We start from the raw sequence: 18374 nt of genomic DNA, 5'->3' as shown, positions 1-18374 counted from the left end.
CGAATCGACGCGAACAGCGTCACCTGGTCCGCCGGTCAGGCCGTCGTCGCCGCCGGTTCGTCTTCCCCACGAGAGAACAACTCGCCGACGACCGGCGTCGCCTCCCAGGCCAGGTCGTCGACGAGGGCGACCGCTCGCTCGGCCTCCGCCGGCGAGACGCCCGATCCGTAGTGTGAGCGCTCGTAGACGTCGGCGACGCGTTCGACGCGGGGGTCGAGGCCGTGACCCCGTCCCAGCGCGCGGATGTACGCCCGCGGCGTCTCCGTCGGTCGGCGCGCGCGGTACCGACGTTCGAGGAGGCGTTCCAGCCGGTCGAACGCGCGTTCGGCGTCGACCGCGGCGTCGCCCGTCGGCCGCTGGTAGCGGAGACGGAGTTCGGCGGCGAGCCACGCAGTGAACCCGAGTCGTCGAGCCCCGGCGACGAGACCGACGAACGCGACGAGACCGAGGCCGAGCGTCTCCCGCGAGGGGAGGTCGGGCACCTGGAACCCCTCGCTCTCTTCGGTCTCCCCGCCGAGGTTGCCGTCCTGAGCGGCGGGGAGCGGCGTGGCGTTCGTGCTACTGCTCCCTTCGATGTTCCGCCGGAGGGCGTCGCTCTGCGAGGAGTTGTTCAGCGAACTCCCGTTCGTCTCGAACGGCGTGACGGTGGGGCCGCCGTCTGTCTCGGGCTCCGTGCCGTTGGTGTCGACGCCGGGCTCGCCGCTCTGTCGCGCCTCGGTGAGCCGCGTCCGCTCGGCCGTCTCGCGCGGCGTCGCGGGCGTCGGGTCGAAGCGAACCCAGCCGACGTCCGGGAAGTACACCTCGACCCACGCGTGGGAGTCGAGGCCGCGGACGACGTACTCGCCGTTCCCGACCTCCTCCCCGGGCGTGTAGCCGACCGCGAGTCGCGCCGGGACGCCCTGCGTCCGCAGGAGCGTCACCATCGCTGTCGCGTAGTACGTACAGTAGCCGGCGTCCATCTCGAAGAGGAACGCCTCCGCGACGTCGCCCTCCGGACGCTCGACGGTGAGAGAGTAGCGCTTGTTCTCCTCGAGCCACTGCTCGATGGCGACCGCCTTGTCGTAGGCGTTGTCCTCGCCGCCGGCGATTTCGGCCGCCCGCTCGCGCACTCGGGTGGAGGTGCTCTCGGGGAGCTGGAGGTACTGCGTCCTGACGGCGTCGGGGTAGTCCGTCCCCGCCCGGCGGAGCTGTTCGGAGGTGTACTGCGGGACGCGGCTCTCGACGGTGTAGCTCTCGCCCGACGCGAGGCTCGTCGCGGGCACGAAGAAGCCCTGCTGGGTGATGCGCACCCGCCCCTCGACGTCCCCCGAGACGGAGACGGGTTTCCACGCGGCCGGCATCGCGGAGACGGTCGCCTCGGCCGTCACGGTCTGGGTCACCTGCCGGGAGGCACCCGGCGGGCCGGCCAGCCGCCCCCGATACGCGTCGGTGTCGCCCGTCCGCACCCAGCCGTCGCCGGTGTAGCGGTCGTACGACGCCGTCTGCCAGTACTGTCGCTCGTTGGCCTCGACGGTGTAGCGGACCTGTGGAGAGAGCCGGATGGAGCCGAGCATCTCGATGCGCTCGGGGGAGTTGACGAGGCTGGCCTCGACCGTCGGTGAGCCGCGGTCCGGGAGGAGCGGTTGTGCCGCGCCGCCGGGCACCACCGACAGCGTGGCCGCGAGGACGACCATCGCCGCCAGCACCGCGACGAGCGTGTCGAGTTGGGCGACCGTTCCGCCGTGTCTGTCGAGCGTCCCCAACCCGAGTGCCAGCCCCGCGCCGAGGACGCCGACGAGCGTCGTCGCCGTCCCGGCGTCGCCGGTGAGGACGAACAGGCCGAGCGCCGTCCCGCCGACGGCGACGCTCCAGGCGTAGCGCTCGCGCATCGCGAGATACCACGAGAGAAACACCGGGCCGGGCGCGACGGCGAGCGCCCACACGTCGGCGGCGGTCAGCCGCAAGACGGAGAGCCCAGTGAGGAGCGCGACGGTGTCCGAGAGGAGCCGCTCGGTCGAGAGCAGCGACAACTGGCTCGCCGGGATGGCGAGGAAGTACGTCACCGTCCCGCCGACGAGGAGCACGGCGGTGAAGAACACGGCCGTCCGGACGCGGAGGAAGCGCCCGAGCGCCGTCGCGAGGAGGAACGTCCCGACGACGAGGAGGACGAACACGCGGTTCCCACCGACCACGTTCGTGACGTGTGAGAGGACGCTCAGGTACGACAGCGTGAGGACGAGCACGCCCACGAGCGCCGCTCCGCGGAAACTGGTCCGCTCCTCCAGGTTCCCGAGCGACGCGAGGGACAGCCGACGAGTGTCCGCGCTCACGCCGCCACCTCCCGTCGGTCGTCGCTCGGTTCGCCGACCGGTTCACGGTCCGCGCGACGGTCCCTTCCGGTGCTTCTCACCATCTCGTCGAACGAAACCTCGCGACCGCCGAGGCGGACGACCGTCCCCTGGCGGGTGGCGCGCACCGAGACGAGCGGCTCCTCCTCAGGGGCTGCGGTCCCGTGGCCGACGCGTGCGAGGTGGTCGAGCGCCTGCCGCCGGTCGCCGGGAGCGACCGAGAGCGTCCCGTCGGGCGTCGCGAGCGTCACGGGGACGCCCGCCCGCAGGAACGCGAGCGTGATGGTCGCGCCGGCCTCGGCCATCTCGTCCGCCCGTCCCTCCTCACCAGAGACGGCGAGGACGACCGTCCGCGAGCGGTTCTCGGCTGAGAACTCCTTGACGATGAGGTCGTCGCGCTTCGCCGAGGTCTTCCAGTGGACGTCCCGGAGCGAGTCGCCCCTCACGTACTCGCGGAGGCGGTCGAACTCGTCGCGGTCGTTGCTCTCGGCGGTGTCGTGCAGCGCGAGCAGGTCGCGCTTCGCGCGGTTCGAGAGGTCGTGGACCCGCGGGTAGACGAGCAGGTCGTCGGTCTCGGAGAGCGAAAAGCGCCTCGTGGCGAGGCCGAGGACGTCGCGCGCGACGAGCGAGACGGGGCCGACGGTGTGGAGGCCGCGGCGGCGGTACGTCACCTCGTACGAGACGGGCGTCCGGCCGACGGTCGTCTCCGCCTCCGCCTCCGCCTCCCCGAGAGGCTCGGCGGGAGCGCGTCCCTGACGACTGCGGTGAACGGCGCGTCGGTCTCGAACCGGAGGGTGACCTCGCCCGAGTCGCCGGGGAAGCCGTTCGGCGGGAGCGTCCGGTCGACCGTCGGAACGCCGGTGCGGCGGACCTGGACCACGGCGGCGACCAGCGCGACGAGACAGGGGAACACCACGGCGTTGAGCGAGCGCGCGCCGAACCACGCGGCCATGAGCGTCCCCGAGAGGGCGACCGCCACCACCGTCCATCCCCGTCGCGTCAGCCTCATTCCACGGGGACGGTGTCGAGCGCTCGCTCGACGACCGCGGCGCCGCCGTCGTCACCTCCGCCGGGTCGGATGCGGTGGTTCCACACCGTGCGTATCTCCGTCTGCACGTCGTCGGGGACGACGTAGTCGCGCCCTTCGAGGACGGCCCGGGCCTGCGAGGCGCGGACGAGCGCGATGCCGCCGCGCGGGGAGACGCCGAGTTCGGCGTGTTCCCTGGTGAACGCGGCCAGGCGCGTGACGTACGACCGGACCGGTTCGCGGACGTCGACGGTGGTGACCGTCCGCCGGGCGCGCTGTATCTCGGGGATGGAGGCGACGGGTTCGAGCGACTCGATGGGGTGGTCGCCGGCCACTCTCCCCAGCAGTTCGGTCTCGTCTTTCTCGGAGGGGTACCCCAGCCGGAGCTTCTTCATGAAGCGGTCGATCTCTGCCATCGGAAGCTCGTACGTCCGGTTCGGTTCGACGTCGTTCTGCGTCGCGATGACGGTAAAGGGCGACGGGAGTCGGTGGGTGTCGCCGTCGACGGTCACCTGATTCTCCTCCATCGCCTCCAGCAGGGCGGCCTGCGTCTTCGGCGGCGCGCGGTTGATTTCGTCGCCGAGGACGACGTTGGCGAACACCGGGCCGGGCTGGAACTCGAACTCGCGGCTCTTCTGGTTGAACACGTTCACGCCCGTCACGTCCGACGGGAGGAGGTCGGGCGTGAACTGGACGCGCTTGAACGTGCAGTCGATGGAGGTGGCGATGGAGCGGGCGAGCATCGTCTTCCCCACGCCGGGGACGTCTTCTAAGAGGAGGTGACCACGGGCGAGGAGGCTGACGAGGATGTGCTCGATGGCGTCGTGCTGGCCGACGATGACGCGCTCGACGTTCTCGGTGATGCGGTCGACGAGGCCCGTGGCGTCGTCGATGGGGAGCGGCTCGAACCCCTCGGCGGTGGACGCGACGTCCGCCTCGGAGTGGCTCGCGTCGGTCACGCGCAGCCCTCCACCGTCCCGTCGACAGGGCACCGCTGTCGGGGCCGGTCGACCCGCCACGGACGCAGACGCGGACGCGGGACCGAAATCGGGACGGGGCGAGTGCGGACGACCGACCGAGGAGACGCGTACGGAGACCGGGACAACGGGCTGGGGAACGGCGGGTACCTGTTCGTCCTCACGGTTACTCTCTCTTCTTGCCGGAGTCACCTAACTTTGCTGGATGTGGTCAGGTAGCATACCGTACGGGCGGCGTCGGAGACGGCACACGTCCGCCGGGAGCGCCCCCTCCGTCGCCGGTCGAGTGCGCACAGACCCGACGCTTTTTATCGCTCCGTCGCCGGCTATCCCCACATGAACGGCAGCGGGGACACCGACCTCGACGCGGGCGCGAGCGACGTCGAGGGAGGCGGACCGGACGGGTCGAGCGTCGAGGCCGAGTCGGCGGACCCCGCGCTCGGCGCGCCGCGCGAGATGCTCGACGTGCGCGAGGAGTTGACGCCGATGATGGCGCAGTACACCGACCTCTGTGAGGCGCACGACGACGCGCTCGTCCTCTTTCAGGTGGGCGACTTCTACGAGGCCTTCTGTCAGGCGGCCGAGACCGTCGCTCGGGTCTGTGAGGTGACGCTCACGAAGCGCGAGGACTCGACGGGGCGGTACCCCATGGCCGGCATCCCCATCGACAACGCGGCGACGTACGTCGAGCGCCTGCTCGACTCGGGGTACCGTGTCGCGCTCGCCGACCAGGTCCAGCCCGCCGAGGAGGCGTCGGGACTGGTCGACCGCGCCGTCACCCAGCTTATCACCCCGGGGACGCTCGTCGACGACGCGTACCTGGAGGGAAGCGCCGCGAACTACCTCGCGGCGCTCGTCCGAGAGGGCGAGGGGGCGCGTGCGACCGCGACGTACGGCCTCGCGCTCGTCGACGTCTCGACCGGCGAGTGTCTCGTGACGAGCGGCGACCGCACGACGGTCGCCGAGGAACTCGAACGCCTCTCGCCGGCGGAGTTGCTCACCGGGCCGGAACTCGCTGTCGAGGGTGGGAGCGAGAACGCGGACGAGGCGTTCGTGGCCGAGGCGATGCACACCGACTACGACCCCTCGGCCTTCGAACTCGGCGTCGCGCGCGAGCGCGTCGAGGCGTACACCCGTCCCGACGCTGTCCTCGGGAACGACGCGGAGGTCCGCGCGACCGGTGCCGTCCTCGCGTACGCCGAGTACACACAGGGTGGCGACCACCTCGACTACGTCTCGCGGATCACGCGGTTCGACGCCCGGGAGTCGATGCGGCTGGACGCGACGGCGCTGAGAAGCCTCGAACTGTTCGAGTCGCGGTCGCGGTCGGGCCACACGCTGATGGAGACGCTCGACTCGACGGCGTGTGCGCTCGGCCGTCGCCGCCTCGAATCGTGGCTCCGCCGGCCGACCGTCGACCGTGCGGAGGCCGAATCCAGGCTCGACGCGGTCGAGGCACTCACGGGTGCGGGCGTCGTCCGCGAGACGCTCCACGAGGGACTGAGAGAGGTGTACGACCTCGAACGGCTCGTCGGCCGCGTCTCTCGGGGCCGAGCGAACGCCCGCGACCTGCGCTCGCTGGCGACGACGCTCGCCGTCGTCCCCGGCCTGCGCGAGGCGCTCTCGGACCTCGAACACGACTCGCCGCGGCTCGCCGACCTGACCGAACGCCTCGACGACTGCGGCGACGTCCGCTCGCTCGTCGAGGAGGCCATCGTCCCCGACCCGCCCCAGGAGGTGACCGAGGGTGGCGTCGTCCGGGAGGGGTTCGACGAGGAACTGGACGCCATCCGCGCGACCGAACGGGAGGGTCGCGAGTGGGTCTCGCAGTTGGAGGCGAGAGAGCGCGAGCGGACCGGCATCGACTCGCTCGAAGTCGGATACACCCAGGTCCACGGCTACTACATCGAGGTGACGAACCCGAACCTGGAGCGCGTTCCAGAGGACTACACCCGCCGGCAGACGCTGAAGAACTCCGAGCGGTTCTACACGCCCGAACTCAAGCGCCGCGAGGACGAGATAATCTCGGCGTCGGAGCGGGCCGACTCGCTGGAGTACGAACTGTTCTGTGAGGTTCGAACGTCGGTCGCCGCGGAGGGAGAGCGACTCCAGGCGCTCGCGGACGTGCTGGCGGAACTCGACGTTCTGGTGGCGTTCGCGACCATCGCGGTCGACCGCGACTACGTGCGCCCGACGTTCGGCGCGAGCGCCATCCGCATCGAGGCGGGCCGTCACCCGGTCGTCGAGCGGACGACCGAGTTCGTCCCGAACGGCATCGACTTCTCGACGGGCGCTATCGCGCTCATCACCGGGCCGAACATGTCGGGGAAGTCGACGTACATGCGGCAGGTGGCGCTCACGTGCGTCATGGCCCAGGCGGGGAGCTTCGTTCCCGCCTCGGCGGCACACCTGCGAGTCGTCGACCGCGTGTTCACCCGCGTGGGCGCGTCGGACGACATCGCGGGCGGCCAGTCGACGTTCATGCGGGAGATGGCCGAACTCACCGACATCCTCCACGCCGCCACCGACGACTCGCTCGTCCTCCTCGACGAGGTGGGGAGGGGGACGGCGACGACGGACGGCCTGGCCATCGCGCGGGCGACGACGGAGTTCATCCACGACGAGGTGGGCGCGTCGACGCTCTTTGCCACCCACTACCACGAACTGACGGACCTCGAAGCCGACTACGACGGCGTCTTCACGCTGCACTTCACCGCTGACCGCGACGAGGAGGGTGTGACGTTCCTCCACCGCGTCGCCGAGGGGCCGTCGTCGTCGTCGTACGGCGTCGAGGTGGCGCGCCTCGCCGGGGTACCCGACCGGGTCGTCCAGCGCGCGCGAGACCTGGTCGAGGCGGCCGAACACGAGGCCGACAGCGGGGCGGTCGACCGGGACGAGGCCGGCGCGAACCGCTCGTCTCGTCCCGCCGCGACGAACGGGGCGGCGGCGTCGACGGCCGAGGGGACACCCCACGACCCGGTCACGGGGGACGCGCACACCGGACCGGCCGAAAAGACCTTCTCGGAGTCCCACGAAGGTCGAGACGGCCGCGCGAAGTCAGCGCCACTGCCCGACTCCGACTCGTCGCGGGGCCCGCGCGACGACCAGAACCACGCCGTCCGCGGGGTCCTCGACGACATCCGCAGCCTCGACGTCGCCCGAACGACGCCGATGGACGCGCTCGCCCTCCTCCACGAACTCCAGCGGAGACTCGATGACGCGAATCAGGAGACTTGACCCCGAAACGAGGAAAGAGATCGCCGCCGGCGAGGTCATCACCCGACCCGTCGACGCCGTGAGAGAACTCGTCGAGAACAGCCTCGACGCCGACGCCTCCCACATCGAGGTTGCGGTCGACGGCGACGGCACCGACCTCGTCCGCGTCCGCGACGACGGCCACGGCATGCGCCGGGAGGACGCACCCCTCGCGGTCGAGCGCCACACCACCTCGAAGCTCACCGGCCCCGGCGACATCGAGCGCGTCTCGACGCTCGGCTTCCGGGGGGAGGCGCTCCCGAGCATCGCCCACGTCGCGGACCTCACGGTGACGACGAACGACGGCGGGCCGCGCGGAACACGCGTCCGCGTCCGCGACGGCGCGGTGGAGACCGAGACCGCCGGCAGAGCGCGGGGAACGACCGTCGAGGTGCGTGACCTCTTCCACAACCGCCCGGCGCGCCGGAAGCACCTCGGCTCCGCGAAGGCGGAGTTCGCGCGGGTCTCGAAACTGCTGTCGCGCTACGCGCTCTGTCACTCCGACACGCGGTTCTCGCTGTCGCACGACGGCCGCGAGACGTTCTCGACGCCCGGGTCGGGCGACACCGACGCGCTCCTCGGCGTGTACGACCGGACCGTCGCCGGACAGTCGACGACGTTCTCGTTCGCCGCGGACGGGAGCGACGGTGGCGAGGGGAACGAAACGCGCGTCGACGGCGTCCTCTGTTATCCCTCCGTCACCCGGGCCACCCGCGACCACGTCCACGTCGCCGTCAACGGTCGCCCGCTCGTCGACGAGTCGCTCCGCCGGGCCGTCGTCGCGGGCTACGGGTCGCTCCTCCCGCGGGGACGAGCGCCGGTCGCCGTCGTTCGAGTGACGCTCCCTCCCGAGTCGGTGGACCACAACGTCCACCCCGCGAAGGCCGAGGTGGCGTTCCGCGACGACAGCGTGTACGCGAGGGTCGAACAGGGCGTGAGAGACGCGCTGTCGACCGCCGACCTCCGGCGGAGCGGCGACGTCGCCATGGACCTCGAAACGAGCCTGACACCGCTCGACGGGAGTTCAAGACTCGGCGACGTCACCGTCATCGGCCAGTTCCGCGACCTGTACCTGCTCTGTGCGGCCGACGACGACCTCCTCGTCGTCGACCAGCACGCCGCCCACGAGCGCATCAACTACGAACGCCTCCGCGCCGCCGTCGGCGACGTCCCCTCCGCGGAGGTGGACCCGCCGGCGACCCTCTCGGTGTCGGCGGCGGAGGCGTCGCTCGTCGACTCCCTGACTGACGAACTCGGGAGGCTGGGGTACGAGGCGTCGACGTTCGGCGGCGGGACCGTCCGCGTCTCCCGCGTTCCGGCACCGCTCGGCCGCACGGCGACACCGGAGTCGCTCCGGGCGGTGCTCGCCGCGCTCGACGGGGGCGAGGGGGAGACGCCCGAGCGCGTCCGCGACGAGTTGTTGAAAGAGCTAGCGTGTCACCCCTCGCTCAAGGCCGGCGAGACGCTGTCGGTCGAGACCGGTGAGAAACTGATCGAGCGCCTCGGCGCGTGCGACCAGCCCTACGCCTGCCCTCACGGCCGGCCGACGGTACTGGCCATCGACGAGGAGACGCTGGTCCGCGGCTTCGAGCGCGAGAACACCCGCTTCGGGTGACTTCCCGGCGCTCACCACTCCTTGCAGTCGGCACAGACGAACCGGTCGCCGTCGCGCCACTGGCGCTCAACCGCGCTCCCACAGACGGGACAGTCGTCGCCGTCGGGAGCCCACCGGTACGTCGTCCGCGGGAGGTCCGCCTCCTCACCGCCTCCGCCCGCGCCGACCACCTCGTCGCTCTGGCCGTCTTCGTCCCCGATACCTTCGTCGTCCTCGACGCCTTCGCCGTCCTCGACGCCTTCGTCCCCCTCGTCGTCTCCGGTCGAACCGGTCGGTGTTCCGACGGCGTCGTCCGGACTCGCCTCGTCGACGTCGGCGTCAGCGTCCCCGACGACAGCGACGTCGCCCTCGTCAGCATCGTCGCCCTCGCCAGCACCGTCGCCCTCGTCAGCACCGCCACCCCCGTCAACATCGTCGGCGTCGTCGCTCGCCGGGAAGAACTCGTCCAGCGACCGGTTCTCGCTCATGTCGGTAGATGACGCGCGGGTCAGTTAAGCGGTCTGACTCCTGCGACGCTCACTCCCACCACTCGCTCCGCCGTTCCTGATACGACGACTCTCGAAACACGGGCGGTTTGTCCGCGTCGTTCTCGGCGCCGAACGCGACGGCGAGCCAGTACCCGGTGTGCCAGCCGACGGCGTCGGTATCGATGTCGACGACCGTCACGGTGAACTGCGCGTACCGTTCGCTGGCGCCGTCGCCGTCGGGGTCGGGGCCGCGACTCGACCCACAGGAACCGGAACCGACCGTACACGTCGACTCCGAGACGTAGCGGACGACGAGGTCCGCGTCGGGGTCGTCGACGACTTCGAACGTCAGGTTGTCGGGCATGCCGGGCGCGCCGCGCTCGTAGTACCCGAGCGCTTCCCGCACCTGCGCCCGCGCGGCGGCGGGGTCCGGCGCCTCGTCGACGTCGATGTGGACGGTGAACTCGCTGTCGTCCCACGGGAACCCCCGCTCGGTCGCGTTGGGCTGAGGGAGGGTGGTGAGCGTCACCCCGGTCCGCATCACCGCCTGTGGCTCGTCGTCGTGTCCCAGACCGAGCGTGTGGCCGAGTTCGTGCGCGACGACCTGTTCCGTCGACTCGTCCGAGAGGCCCGTCTTGATCTCGACGGTCATCGGGCGGTTGATCTGCGCCGCGCTGGTGATGTACGGCGCACAGCCGGCGGTGTGGTTCGACCGCTCACAGCCGCTCACCTCGTCGACGAACCGCACGACGAGGTCGGGGTTCTCCGCGTCCGGGCGGACCTCGTAGTCGACCGAGTAGCCGACGTACCGCGTCGCGTTCGTCTCCCAGAACGTCGCGGCGCGGCGGACGAGCGGGACGACGTCGCGGTCGGGTGGCCCCTCGACGGCGACGACGATAGGCTCGCTGCCCCACGGGTTCGCGGTCGGTTCGGCGGTTCCGTCAGGCTTCCCGGCGGCCGATGCGGTCGAGTCGTCGACCGCCGTCGTCGTGTCGGACGGCCCCGAACTGGCCGTGGGCCGCTCGCCCCCGTGTGCGAGCATGTCGGGACCGAATCCCCCGAGACAGCCCGTGATAACGACGAGGAGAACCAGTGCGAGCCGGGGGATGACGGTCGCGTGCCGGGACATCTACCTGTTCGTCATCTCCCGAACACATATGAGTTCTCCCCCGCCTCTCGCATCTGAGACTCGGCGTCGACGCCGAACGTCGGGACGGCGAGAGCCGCCGCTCGTCGGAGTGAGCGGCTGAGAGGAGTAAGCCCCCTTCTGTTCGTCCCGGCATTCAGCTGAGCGTCCGCGTCCTCCCCGGACGACTCCGGGGGCACGCCGCTGGCGTGCTGTCCGGACTACCTTGACGGCGCGGACTTGCACCGGTGAGGATTCGCCGTTCCATCCGTTCTCGACCCGCGGCTCGCGGGCGGCGCCCGCTCGCAGACGAGGGACGGAGTCCCTCGCGGCCCTCGGTGGGTCAACTCCCCTCCCTTGCGGTCGGGTTCGCACACCTCATCGGTCGGATCGAGGGGTCTCGTTTCTGTTCCAGAGCCAGCCGTCTCCGACTCCGGGCTTGCGCCCGGTCACCTGTCCGGACGGTGGGGGACTTTCCTCATGGCCGCCGGTGCGGCCACGGGAACCGGGCTCTCTCTGCCACACGAACGTACTCCGTGGCCGTGGTTAAGCCGTTCGATGTCCGCTACCGGGCTCCGAACGCGAACCGATAGCGACACATGCTCGGGGCACAGGAGGCTGAAATAAACCCTCACGATTCTTCTTGTGTGAAAGGAAGGGTTCAAGTCGTCAGGCACCCTCCTTCGGTGTATGTCGGAGGCGCAGACCGTTCGCCTTTCATACGAGGATGGGGCGCGTGCGGTCGAACTGGCCCGAGAATCCGTCGAATCGTACGTTTTGCACGGCCAACGAGAACAACCGGGGAGCATGCGAGACGCCTTCTACGCGCGAACCGGTGCCTTCGTTCGTCTCCAGTCCACACGTGGACGAGGCCGACTCCGTGGCTGTGCCGGGGCGTATCGGGGCAAGGACCAACTTGGGCACGCCATCGTCGACGCGGCGATTCAAGCCGCGTCGGGCGATTCCTGTGGCTCCGAAATCGAAGCCCAGGAACTACCCCATCTGAACATCTCCGTCTGCATCGTCTGTAACCACCTTCTCACCAACGACCCGCTCTCCGACCTCGAGCTGGGCCGCCACGGCGTCGCCGTCGACAGCGGCGGGAAACACGGCTGGCTCTACCCCACCATCCCCGTCGAGAACGACTGGTCGAAAGAGGAGTATCTGACCCGCGTCTGCCGCAAGGCCAAGCTCTCGCCGTTCGCCTGGCAGACCGACGACGCGATGATCACGCTGTTCGAGGGACAGGTGTTCCGCGAGCGCGACGACGGCGGCAGTATCGAAGAGCTGTAGCGACGACCGTTCTCCTGCGACGTCGGATCGATCCGGGTTTTAGAGGCCTCCATCACATCCGCGCCCGGTTCGTGTCTCCGGCACACGGCGCATCGGACTGAGCGTGGCGAGGCCCACGGGTACTTGTACTCCGCGAGCGACGGACCGGTATGCTCACAGCCGGCGACACCGCTCCGGACTTCACGCTCCCCAAGGCGGGCGGGGCCGCGTACAACGACTTCGAGGCGTTCACGCTCTCTGACGCCTTCGGCGACGGCCCCATCGTCCTCGCCTTCTACCCCGCGGCGTTCACCCGCGGCTGTACGGCGGAGATGTGCGCGTTCCGGGACTCGATGAGCCTGTTCAACGCTGTCGACGCGCAGGTGTACGGCATCAGCGTCGACCTCCCCTTCTCGCAGAACATCTGGATGCGACAGGAGGGGTTCGACTTCCCGATGCTGTCGGACTGGGACCACGAGGTCATCCACACCTACGGCGTCGTCCGCGAAGACATGTACGGCATGCTCGAAGTCGCAGAACGGAGCGTCTTCGTCCTCGACAGCGAGGGGACGATCAGACACACGTGGGTCGAGGGCGAGGGCGACGTCGACTTCGAGGCGTTCGTCGCGGACCTCGGCGACGTCGTCGCGGACCTCGCCGAGGCGTGAACGGGTCGCGCCGACGGCTCTCTCACGGATCGGCGCCGTAGCCGCACAACTCCGCGTCGGCTTCGGCCCGTGCGGCGGCCGCGTCGAGATACAGGTCGATGCCGTCGACGAGTTCCCCCCCTCGAATCAGCGGCTCCAGCAGGGCTTCGCCTCCCTCGGGTGCCGGTTCGTCCCGTCTTCGAATCTCGTGTCCCCCGTCCCGGGTCCGGTACACCTCTTTGACCCCGCCGAGTTTCCCCCGCTTCGCGCCCGCTTCCCCCTCGACTTCGACGATGTCGAGCGCGAAGTCGACGGGGTCGGCGTTCGAGACGTAGCCGCCGACGCCGAAGCCGTCGGCGACGTCGCGGAGTCCGCGGAGATCCGCGGGGCCGAGGCCGCCGCTGGCGAATATCTCCACCTCGTCGTACCCCTCGCTGTCGAGGGCCCACCGGACCTCCCGGAGGATGTGTCGGAAGTCGCCTCGCCTCGAAGCGGTGGTGTCGAGACGGACGCTGTCGAGACGGTCCATGCTCTCGGCGGCCCGCAACACCTCGTCGACTTCGTCGCTGTAGGTGTCACACAGCGCGACTCTCGGGACGCTCTCGTCGACGGTTTCGTCGAACGCCCGCCACGCCGACTCCTGATTCCCGGGGCCGAAACAGATGACGAGCGCGTGCGGCATCGTCCCCGACGCCTCCCGCCCGAGGACTTCGCCGGCGGCGACGTGTGAGAAGCCGTCGAGGCCGGCGACGAGGGCCGACCGCTCGACCATCGCGGCGATGGAGGGGTGGACGTGTCGCGCCCCGAACGAGAGCACCAGCGAGTCGGGTGCGGCAGTTCGAACGTCGAGCGCGGCGGTGGCGACGCCGCTGGCGTGGCTCAGAAAGCCCAAGAGAGCGGTCTCGTACCGGGCGAAGTCGAGATAGTTCCCCGAGATGCGCATCACCGGGCCGCCGTCGAACAGCCGTCCTTCGGGAATCGAATCGACGTCGACCGGCAGCCCCGAGAGGAGGTGCGCCGCGTCCTTCACGCCCGCGAGGAGTTCGTACCGTCCCTCCGAGAACTGGTCTGCCGTCACCTCCGCGACGACGGCCGGGTTGCGTCCGGCGGCTTCGAGCGTCTCCTCCGTGCGCTCGAAGTACGCGTCGGTCGCCCGCCCCTCGGCAATCGCGTCGGCGCCGACGATGTCGAAGTCGGTCATACGCGTCGTTGCCATCGGGGCGTGAAAAAAACACTCGTTCGGTCGTCGGGTTCGAAGAGGAATCGTCTTCGACTGTGGCGGTGTGCCGCCCTTCGAGAGGTTCGTGGGTGACCCTGCTCCCGTTCGGGGGACAGGCCCCGTACACAGCGACGACAGCGCGAGCACCTTCTATAGCAGGCTCTGTATTTACTCCGTCCACGCCACGTCCTTTCACGCATGAGGTTCGAGCTGACGACGACCCAGCAGTCGATCCGGAACGAAGTCCGGGAGTTTGCGGAATACGAAATCGAGCCCCGGGCGATCGAACTCGACCGACAGGAGGTGTACCCAACCGATATCCTCGACGAACTCGGCGAGCGCCGTCTCACCGGACTGACCCTCCCTGAAGCGTACGGCGGACGCGGGGAGGGACTCGTCGAACTCGCCCTGATGATCGAGGAACTCTCGGCCGCACTCATGTCGGTCGCCAGCACCGTCGGGCTACACCTCGGTGTCGCGACCGTCGTCGAACGGTTCGGGACCGAGGAGCAACGCGACGAGTTCCTCCCCGAGATGGCGGCGTTCGACACGGTCGGTGCGCTCGGCCTCAGCGAAGCGAACGCGGGTAGCAACAAACTGGAGATGGAAACCACTGCGGAGCGAGACGGGAACGAGTGGGTTCTCGACGGCCACAAGCAGTGGGTAACCAACTTCCTCGACGCCGACTACGTCCTCACGTACGCGAAGAGCGGTCCCGACCGGGACGAACCGCACAACATCAGCGCGTTCCTCGTTCCGACCGAGGAGTTCGAAGTCGAGGAGGTGTGGGAGACACTGGGTGCGAGAAGCGTCAAGTCCCCCCGCGTCTCCCTCGACGACGTCCGCGTTCCCGAGGATCGGCTCGTCGGTGACGAGGGCGAGGGGTACGTCCAGCGCCGAGCGGTTCACTCCGGCGTGAACGTCCCGGCCCGCGGTGTCGGCATCGCTCGTGCGGCCCTCGAAGACACCGTCGCCTACACGAGTGCCCGCGAGCAGTACGGTCAGCACATCGGCGACTTTCAGGGCGTACGCTGGACGGTCGGCGAGATGGCCGAGCGCGTCGATGCTGCGCGGCTGCTCACGCTTCGCGCCGCCGACCGGGCCGAACGCGGACACGATGTGGTCCGTGAGTTCAGTATGGCGAAGATCAACGCGACACAGGCCGCGGTCGACAACGCCACCGACGCGATTCAACTCCACGGCGGGATGGGATACACGACCGAACACCACGTCGAACGATACCTGCGCGATGCGAAACTCCTCACCATCGCGGGCGGTCCGAACGAAGGCCACGAGAACACGCTCGCCGATGCGGTGTTCGAGCGACACAGCACGTGAACGAAACCGGCCCGTCGACAGACCGGTCGGGTGAACAGTTACTTTGCTGGTGAGCGTTGCCAGAATCAGGAGCGACTCTCAGTGATGACGGCCTCCGAACGATTCGCCGACGCGCTCCACGTGTCGATCGACCTCTGGTACCCCGACTGCTGGGAGATCGAGGTCACGGAGCGACTCGACGTCGGGCTACTCGGCTACGGAATCTACACGACCGGTGAGGAAGTCGCGACGCTCTTTACGGTCTACGCGGACGAACAGGAGACGATTTCGAGAGGTGTCGAGGCGATCGCGGAGTCGGAGCACGTCCACTCGGTTTCGGAGATGGCGTCGGTGTTCCGACAGACCGGTCTCTCGAAACCGGGGAACGCGACGCGGGAGCTACTGGTCGTTCACGACGGGAACAAACAGATCAGTCAACCGTTGACGTCTCGAGGGTTCGTCTGTACCGGTCCGATCGACATTCGGGACGGACGCGAGTACTGGGAACTCGCCACCAACCACGGGCGGGAGACCGTCCAGGAGAAGTTCGCGGACGTCCGCGAGGAGATGGATGCGGAGATCAACGTCCGGAGCATGACGCAAGCGAGTCGTCAGAACGCGGTGACGACGCTGCCGGTCGACCGGCTCACGAAGCGACAGTTGGAGGTCTTTCAACTCGCTCGCGAGAGAGGATACTACGAGTATCCGAAGGGAGCGTCGGCCGGCGAGTTAGCGGACGAACTGTGTGTAACCACGTCGACGCTGCACGAACACCTGCATAAGGTAGAGTCGATTCTCCTCGGACAACTCCGGCTTAGGTGACTTCCCGTCCGGTGTGGGTTCGCCGTGGGTGCTATCCTCTCTGCCTGCGGACCCCAGCGGGGTCGCTCCCGTCGCGACCCCCACAGTGCGTTGGGGACCGTTCACGTCCGAGGAGTCTACCCCCGCGGTCGCACGTCGTTCAGGTCCTCTGCCGTCGGCGCGTTGACGATGACGACCCGGGTTCCCGAGCGGGTGACGCGGAAGGCGTCTTCGTACGGCCCCTCCGAGACGACCCAGACGTTCGAGTTCGACGCCTGCTGGCTCCCGCCCTGCGCGCGGAGGATGGCGCGATACGCGCCGAGGAACTCCCGGGCGTCCTCTTCTGTGTCCCACTCGGTCACCCAGACGTAGCCGTACTCGGCTCTCGGGCCCGACCCCTTGTGGTACGGGAAGACGCGGTCGTTGGCCCACCCCGCCGAGGGCTCGGCGGCGTAGTTGTACGTGTCGTAGGGACTGTCGGTCTCGAACAGTCCGCGGGGGTTGATGGTGTCGGCGCCCGACCGCGCCTGTGCCCAGAACATCGCGAAGATGGACGCCTCCCCCACCGTGTCGGAGCCGTCGACGCCCTGGTCGGGGTAGAGCGCCCACCCGTTCCGCGCGCGGTCACGGAACTCGATGGGGACCGGTTCCTCGTCGGTGACGTGGATGATCTGTTCGGTCGACGCCGGCGGCGAGTCGAACGCGTCGTTGACCCTCTCCCAGCCACCTCGGTCTCTGAGCGAGGAGACGTACACCGGGCCGTCCGAGTACGGCTGAAACACCGTGAGTAGGATGCCGAGGTTCGGTGCCGGACCGTCCGAGCCACCGCCCTGTGCGGGCGTCGGGACGCACTCCCACTCGCCGCTCGCACACCGCTGCACGTACTGGTCTTCGACGTAGTTCGCGTCACCCTCGACGAGGCCGTCGATAGCGAGGTCGCCGTCCTGCGTCGCGCCGCGGTAACGCTCGTTGGTGAGGTCGAACCGCTGGTCCTGGAGGGCGTGGACGAGTTCGTGGATGAGCGTCGCGTTGCGCAACACCGGTTCCTCGGGCGTCTCGGTGATGATCTTGATCTCGTCGTCGGCGGGCGCGTAGAACCCGACGACGGAACTGCTCTGCGTGTCCGAAAGCGCCTGCTGGACGTTCGTGTCCTCACCCGTGATGAAGAGCGCCTCCCACACCTGGTTGTTCCAGGCGGCGAAGTCGTCCTCCGCGGGCGTCGGCACCTCCGACGACCCGTTGCGGTACTCCGAGCGGGCGATGACCTCGACGGGCACCTCCGAGTCGAACTCCAGGCCTCGAATGTACTCGACGCGCGCCATCGACCGCCCGACGAAGGCGTCCATCTCGGCGTCGGAGAGCCCGTCCGACTGGTTGACGTCGATCGACTCGTTGTGCCAGTAGCCGGCCTCCCAGCCGAGTCTATCCTGTGACGGGTCGGCGAAATCGAACCCGTTCGCTCCACTCCCTCCGCCGTTCGCGTCCGCCTGCTCGCCCCCGCCCTCGCCGCTTCCCGCTCCGGCGGGCGGCGGCCCATCCGCGAAGGGCGCCGCACAGCCCGCGAGCACCACGAGCACGACGACGAGGAGGGACGAGAACTGCAACCGTCTCATACCCGGACCAGGGGGCCGACCCTGAAGAACCTTGTCAGGGGGCGTCGACCACGCGCTCCGGACGCTCCGGGACCACACGCTGCACCGCGCTCGCCGCCGTGCCTTTACCGCCGCCGACCGTACCCGAATCTATGCCCGAGACGTTCGAACCCACCCGAACGGCGGTCGTCGTGGTCGACATGCAGAACGGCTTCTGTCACCCCGAGGGGAGCCTCTACGCGCCGCCGAGCGGCGACGCCGTCGAACCGGTGACGGACCTCGTCGCCCGCGCCCGGGAGGCGGGCGCACACGCCGTCTACACCCGCGACGTCCACCCGCCCGAGCAGTTCGAGAACAACCACTACTACGACGAGTTCGACCGCTGGGGCGAACACGTCGTCGAGGGGACGTGGGACGCCGAACTCGTCGAGGAACTCGACGTCCGCGAGGAGGACCTCGTCGTCGAGAAACACACCTACGACGCGTTCTATCGGACCCAACTGGAGGGGTGGCTCCGCGCGCACGGCGTCGACGACTTACTCATCTGCGGCACGCTCGCGAACGTCTGCGTCCTCCACACGGCGGGGAGCGCCGGCCTGCGCGACTTCAAACCGGTCCTCGTCCGCGACGCGGTCGGGTATCTGGAGGAAGAACACAGAGAGTACGCGCTCGACCACGCGGACTGGCTGTTCGGCGAGACGACGACCGTCGACGAGGTGGCGTTCGACTGAC

Annotated in this window: 15 protein-coding genes and 1 other RNA gene; 7 read left to right on the top strand and 9 right to left on the bottom strand. The window is 69.2% G+C overall.

What is annotated here, in order from left to right; genetic code table 11:
- Positions 1-35: 35 nt before the first annotated feature.
- Genes C2R22_RS18080 through C2R22_RS18070 form a run of 4 tightly spaced genes read right to left on the bottom strand, consistent with a single transcriptional unit; the run spans position 36 to position 4313 of the window.
- Positions 36-2309: a transglutaminase TgpA family protein gene (locus tag C2R22_RS18080; protein ID WP_103427005.1), complete on the bottom strand. Its 2274-nt coding sequence runs from the start codon at positions 2307-2309 to the stop codon at positions 36-38.
- Positions 2306-2998, bottom strand: a complete 693-nt coding sequence (locus C2R22_RS18075) for a DUF58 domain-containing protein (RefSeq protein ID WP_162562562.1) — start codon at positions 2996-2998, stop codon at positions 2306-2308. Before C2R22_RS18075 ends, C2R22_RS18080 begins: the two co-directional genes overlap by 4 nt.
- A complete protein-coding gene (locus C2R22_RS25285; protein WP_162562561.1) occupies positions 2995-3336 on the bottom strand; it encodes a hypothetical protein in 342 nt (113 codons plus the stop codon). Before C2R22_RS25285 ends, C2R22_RS18075 begins: the two co-directional genes overlap by 4 nt.
- A complete protein-coding gene (locus C2R22_RS18070) occupies positions 3333-4313 on the bottom strand; it encodes an AAA family ATPase (protein ID WP_103427003.1) in 981 nt (326 codons plus the stop codon). Before C2R22_RS18070 ends, C2R22_RS25285 begins: the two co-directional genes overlap by 4 nt.
- Before the next feature lie 474 nt (positions 4314-4787).
- Between C2R22_RS18070 and mutS the strand changes: the two genes are divergently transcribed.
- Positions 4788-7568: a DNA mismatch repair protein MutS gene (mutS, locus tag C2R22_RS18065; protein ID WP_245903042.1), complete on the top strand. Its 2781-nt coding sequence runs from the start codon at positions 4788-4790 to the stop codon at positions 7566-7568.
- Entirely contained in the window at positions 7546-9201 is a 1656-nt protein-coding gene (gene mutL, locus C2R22_RS18060) for a DNA mismatch repair endonuclease MutL (protein ID WP_103427001.1), read from the top strand. The genes mutS and mutL overlap by 23 nt, the downstream gene beginning before the upstream one ends.
- Before the next feature lie 11 nt (positions 9202-9212).
- On the opposite strand, the gene C2R22_RS18055 is transcribed toward mutL, so the two are convergent.
- From C2R22_RS18055 to rnpB, 3 genes are all read right to left on the bottom strand, one after another.
- Positions 9213-9668, bottom strand: coding sequence for a zinc ribbon domain-containing protein (locus tag C2R22_RS18055; protein WP_103427000.1), 456 nt, complete (start codon positions 9666-9668; stop codon positions 9213-9215).
- Between the two features lie 49 nt (positions 9669-9717).
- On the bottom strand, positions 9718-10797 hold the full coding sequence (locus C2R22_RS18050; RefSeq protein ID WP_103426999.1) for a matrixin family metalloprotease: 1080 nt from the start codon (positions 10795-10797) through the stop codon (positions 9718-9720).
- Positions 10798-10912: 115 nt separating this feature from the next.
- An RNA gene (gene rnpB / locus C2R22_RS18045) (RNase P RNA component) lies at positions 10913-11315 on the bottom strand.
- Positions 11316-11484: 169 nt separating this feature from the next.
- On the opposite strand from rnpB, the gene C2R22_RS18040 reads away from it, so the two are divergent.
- Positions 11485-12087 carry a TIGR00296 family protein gene (locus tag C2R22_RS18040; RefSeq protein WP_103426998.1) on the top strand — a complete coding sequence of 201 codons (603 nt, stop codon included), beginning with the start codon at positions 11485-11487 and terminating at the stop codon, positions 12085-12087.
- 149 nt (positions 12088-12236) lie between these two features.
- Positions 12237-12734 carry a redoxin domain-containing protein gene (locus tag C2R22_RS18035; RefSeq protein WP_103426997.1) on the top strand — a complete coding sequence of 166 codons (498 nt, stop codon included), beginning with the start codon at positions 12237-12239 and terminating at the stop codon, positions 12732-12734.
- A gap of 22 nt (positions 12735-12756) precedes the next feature.
- On the opposite strand, the gene C2R22_RS18030 is transcribed toward C2R22_RS18035, so the two are convergent.
- A complete protein-coding gene (locus tag C2R22_RS18030) occupies positions 12757-13914 on the bottom strand; it encodes a nicotinate phosphoribosyltransferase (protein ID WP_103426996.1) in 1158 nt (385 codons plus the stop codon).
- 216 nt (positions 13915-14130) lie between these two features.
- Between C2R22_RS18030 and C2R22_RS18025 the strand changes: the two genes are divergently transcribed.
- Positions 14131-15270, top strand: a complete 1140-nt coding sequence (locus tag C2R22_RS18025; protein ID WP_103426995.1) for an acyl-CoA dehydrogenase family protein — start codon at positions 14131-14133, stop codon at positions 15268-15270.
- Positions 15271-15354: 84 nt separating this feature from the next.
- Entirely contained in the window at positions 15355-16071 is a 717-nt protein-coding gene (locus C2R22_RS18020) for a helix-turn-helix domain-containing protein (RefSeq protein WP_103426994.1), read from the top strand.
- Between the two features lie 116 nt (positions 16072-16187).
- On the opposite strand, the gene C2R22_RS18015 is transcribed toward C2R22_RS18020, so the two are convergent.
- Positions 16188-17663: an Hvo_1808 family surface protein gene (locus C2R22_RS18015; RefSeq protein WP_103426993.1), complete on the bottom strand. Its 1476-nt coding sequence runs from the start codon at positions 17661-17663 to the stop codon at positions 16188-16190.
- A gap of 131 nt (positions 17664-17794) precedes the next feature.
- Between C2R22_RS18015 and C2R22_RS18010 the strand changes: the two genes are divergently transcribed.
- Positions 17795-18373 (top strand): cysteine hydrolase family protein, encoded by a 579-nt coding sequence (locus C2R22_RS18010; RefSeq protein WP_103426992.1) that lies wholly within the window; start codon positions 17795-17797, stop codon positions 18371-18373.
- Position 18374: the final 1 nt, after the last annotated feature.

Origin of the sequence: Salinigranum rubrum (assembly GCF_002906575.1) — an archaeon.
Taxonomy (GTDB): domain Archaea; phylum Halobacteriota; class Halobacteria; order Halobacteriales; family Haloferacaceae; genus Salinigranum; species Salinigranum rubrum.
The sequence above is the reverse complement of the archived record's forward strand: the minus strand, read 5'-3'. Positions and strand labels throughout refer to the sequence as shown.

Bases quoted from the DNA above. Each gene is read 5' to 3' on its own strand.
- C2R22_RS25285 (WP_162562561.1), bottom strand. From the start codon at position 3,336: ATGAGGCTGACGCGACGGGGATGGACGGTGGTGGCGGTCGCCCTCTCG.
- mutS (WP_245903042.1), top strand. From the start codon at position 4,788: ATGCTCGACGTGCGCGAGGAGTTGACGCCGATGATGGCGCAGTACACC.
- mutL (WP_103427001.1), top strand. From the start codon at position 7,546: ATGACGCGAATCAGGAGACTTGACCCCGAAACGAGGAAAGAGATCGCC.
- C2R22_RS18055 (WP_103427000.1), bottom strand. From the start codon at position 9,668: ATGAGCGAGAACCGGTCGCTGGACGAGTTCTTCCCGGCGAGCGACGAC.
- C2R22_RS18050 (WP_103426999.1), bottom strand. From the start codon at position 10,797: ATGTCCCGGCACGCGACCGTCATCCCCCGGCTCGCACTGGTTCTCCTC.
- C2R22_RS18040 (WP_103426998.1), top strand. From the start codon at position 11,485: ATGTCGGAGGCGCAGACCGTTCGCCTTTCATACGAGGATGGGGCGCGT.
- C2R22_RS18035 (WP_103426997.1), top strand. From the start codon at position 12,237: ATGCTCACAGCCGGCGACACCGCTCCGGACTTCACGCTCCCCAAGGCG.
- C2R22_RS18030 (WP_103426996.1), bottom strand. From the start codon at position 13,914: ATGACCGACTTCGACATCGTCGGCGCCGACGCGATTGCCGAGGGGCGG.
- C2R22_RS18025 (WP_103426995.1), top strand. From the start codon at position 14,131: ATGAGGTTCGAGCTGACGACGACCCAGCAGTCGATCCGGAACGAAGTC.
- C2R22_RS18020 (WP_103426994.1), top strand. From the start codon at position 15,355: ATGACGGCCTCCGAACGATTCGCCGACGCGCTCCACGTGTCGATCGAC.
- C2R22_RS18015 (WP_103426993.1), bottom strand. From the start codon at position 17,663: ATGAGACGGTTGCAGTTCTCGTCCCTCCTCGTCGTCGTGCTCGTGGTG.
- C2R22_RS18010 (WP_103426992.1), top strand. From the start codon at position 17,795: ATGCCCGAGACGTTCGAACCCACCCGAACGGCGGTCGTCGTGGTCGAC.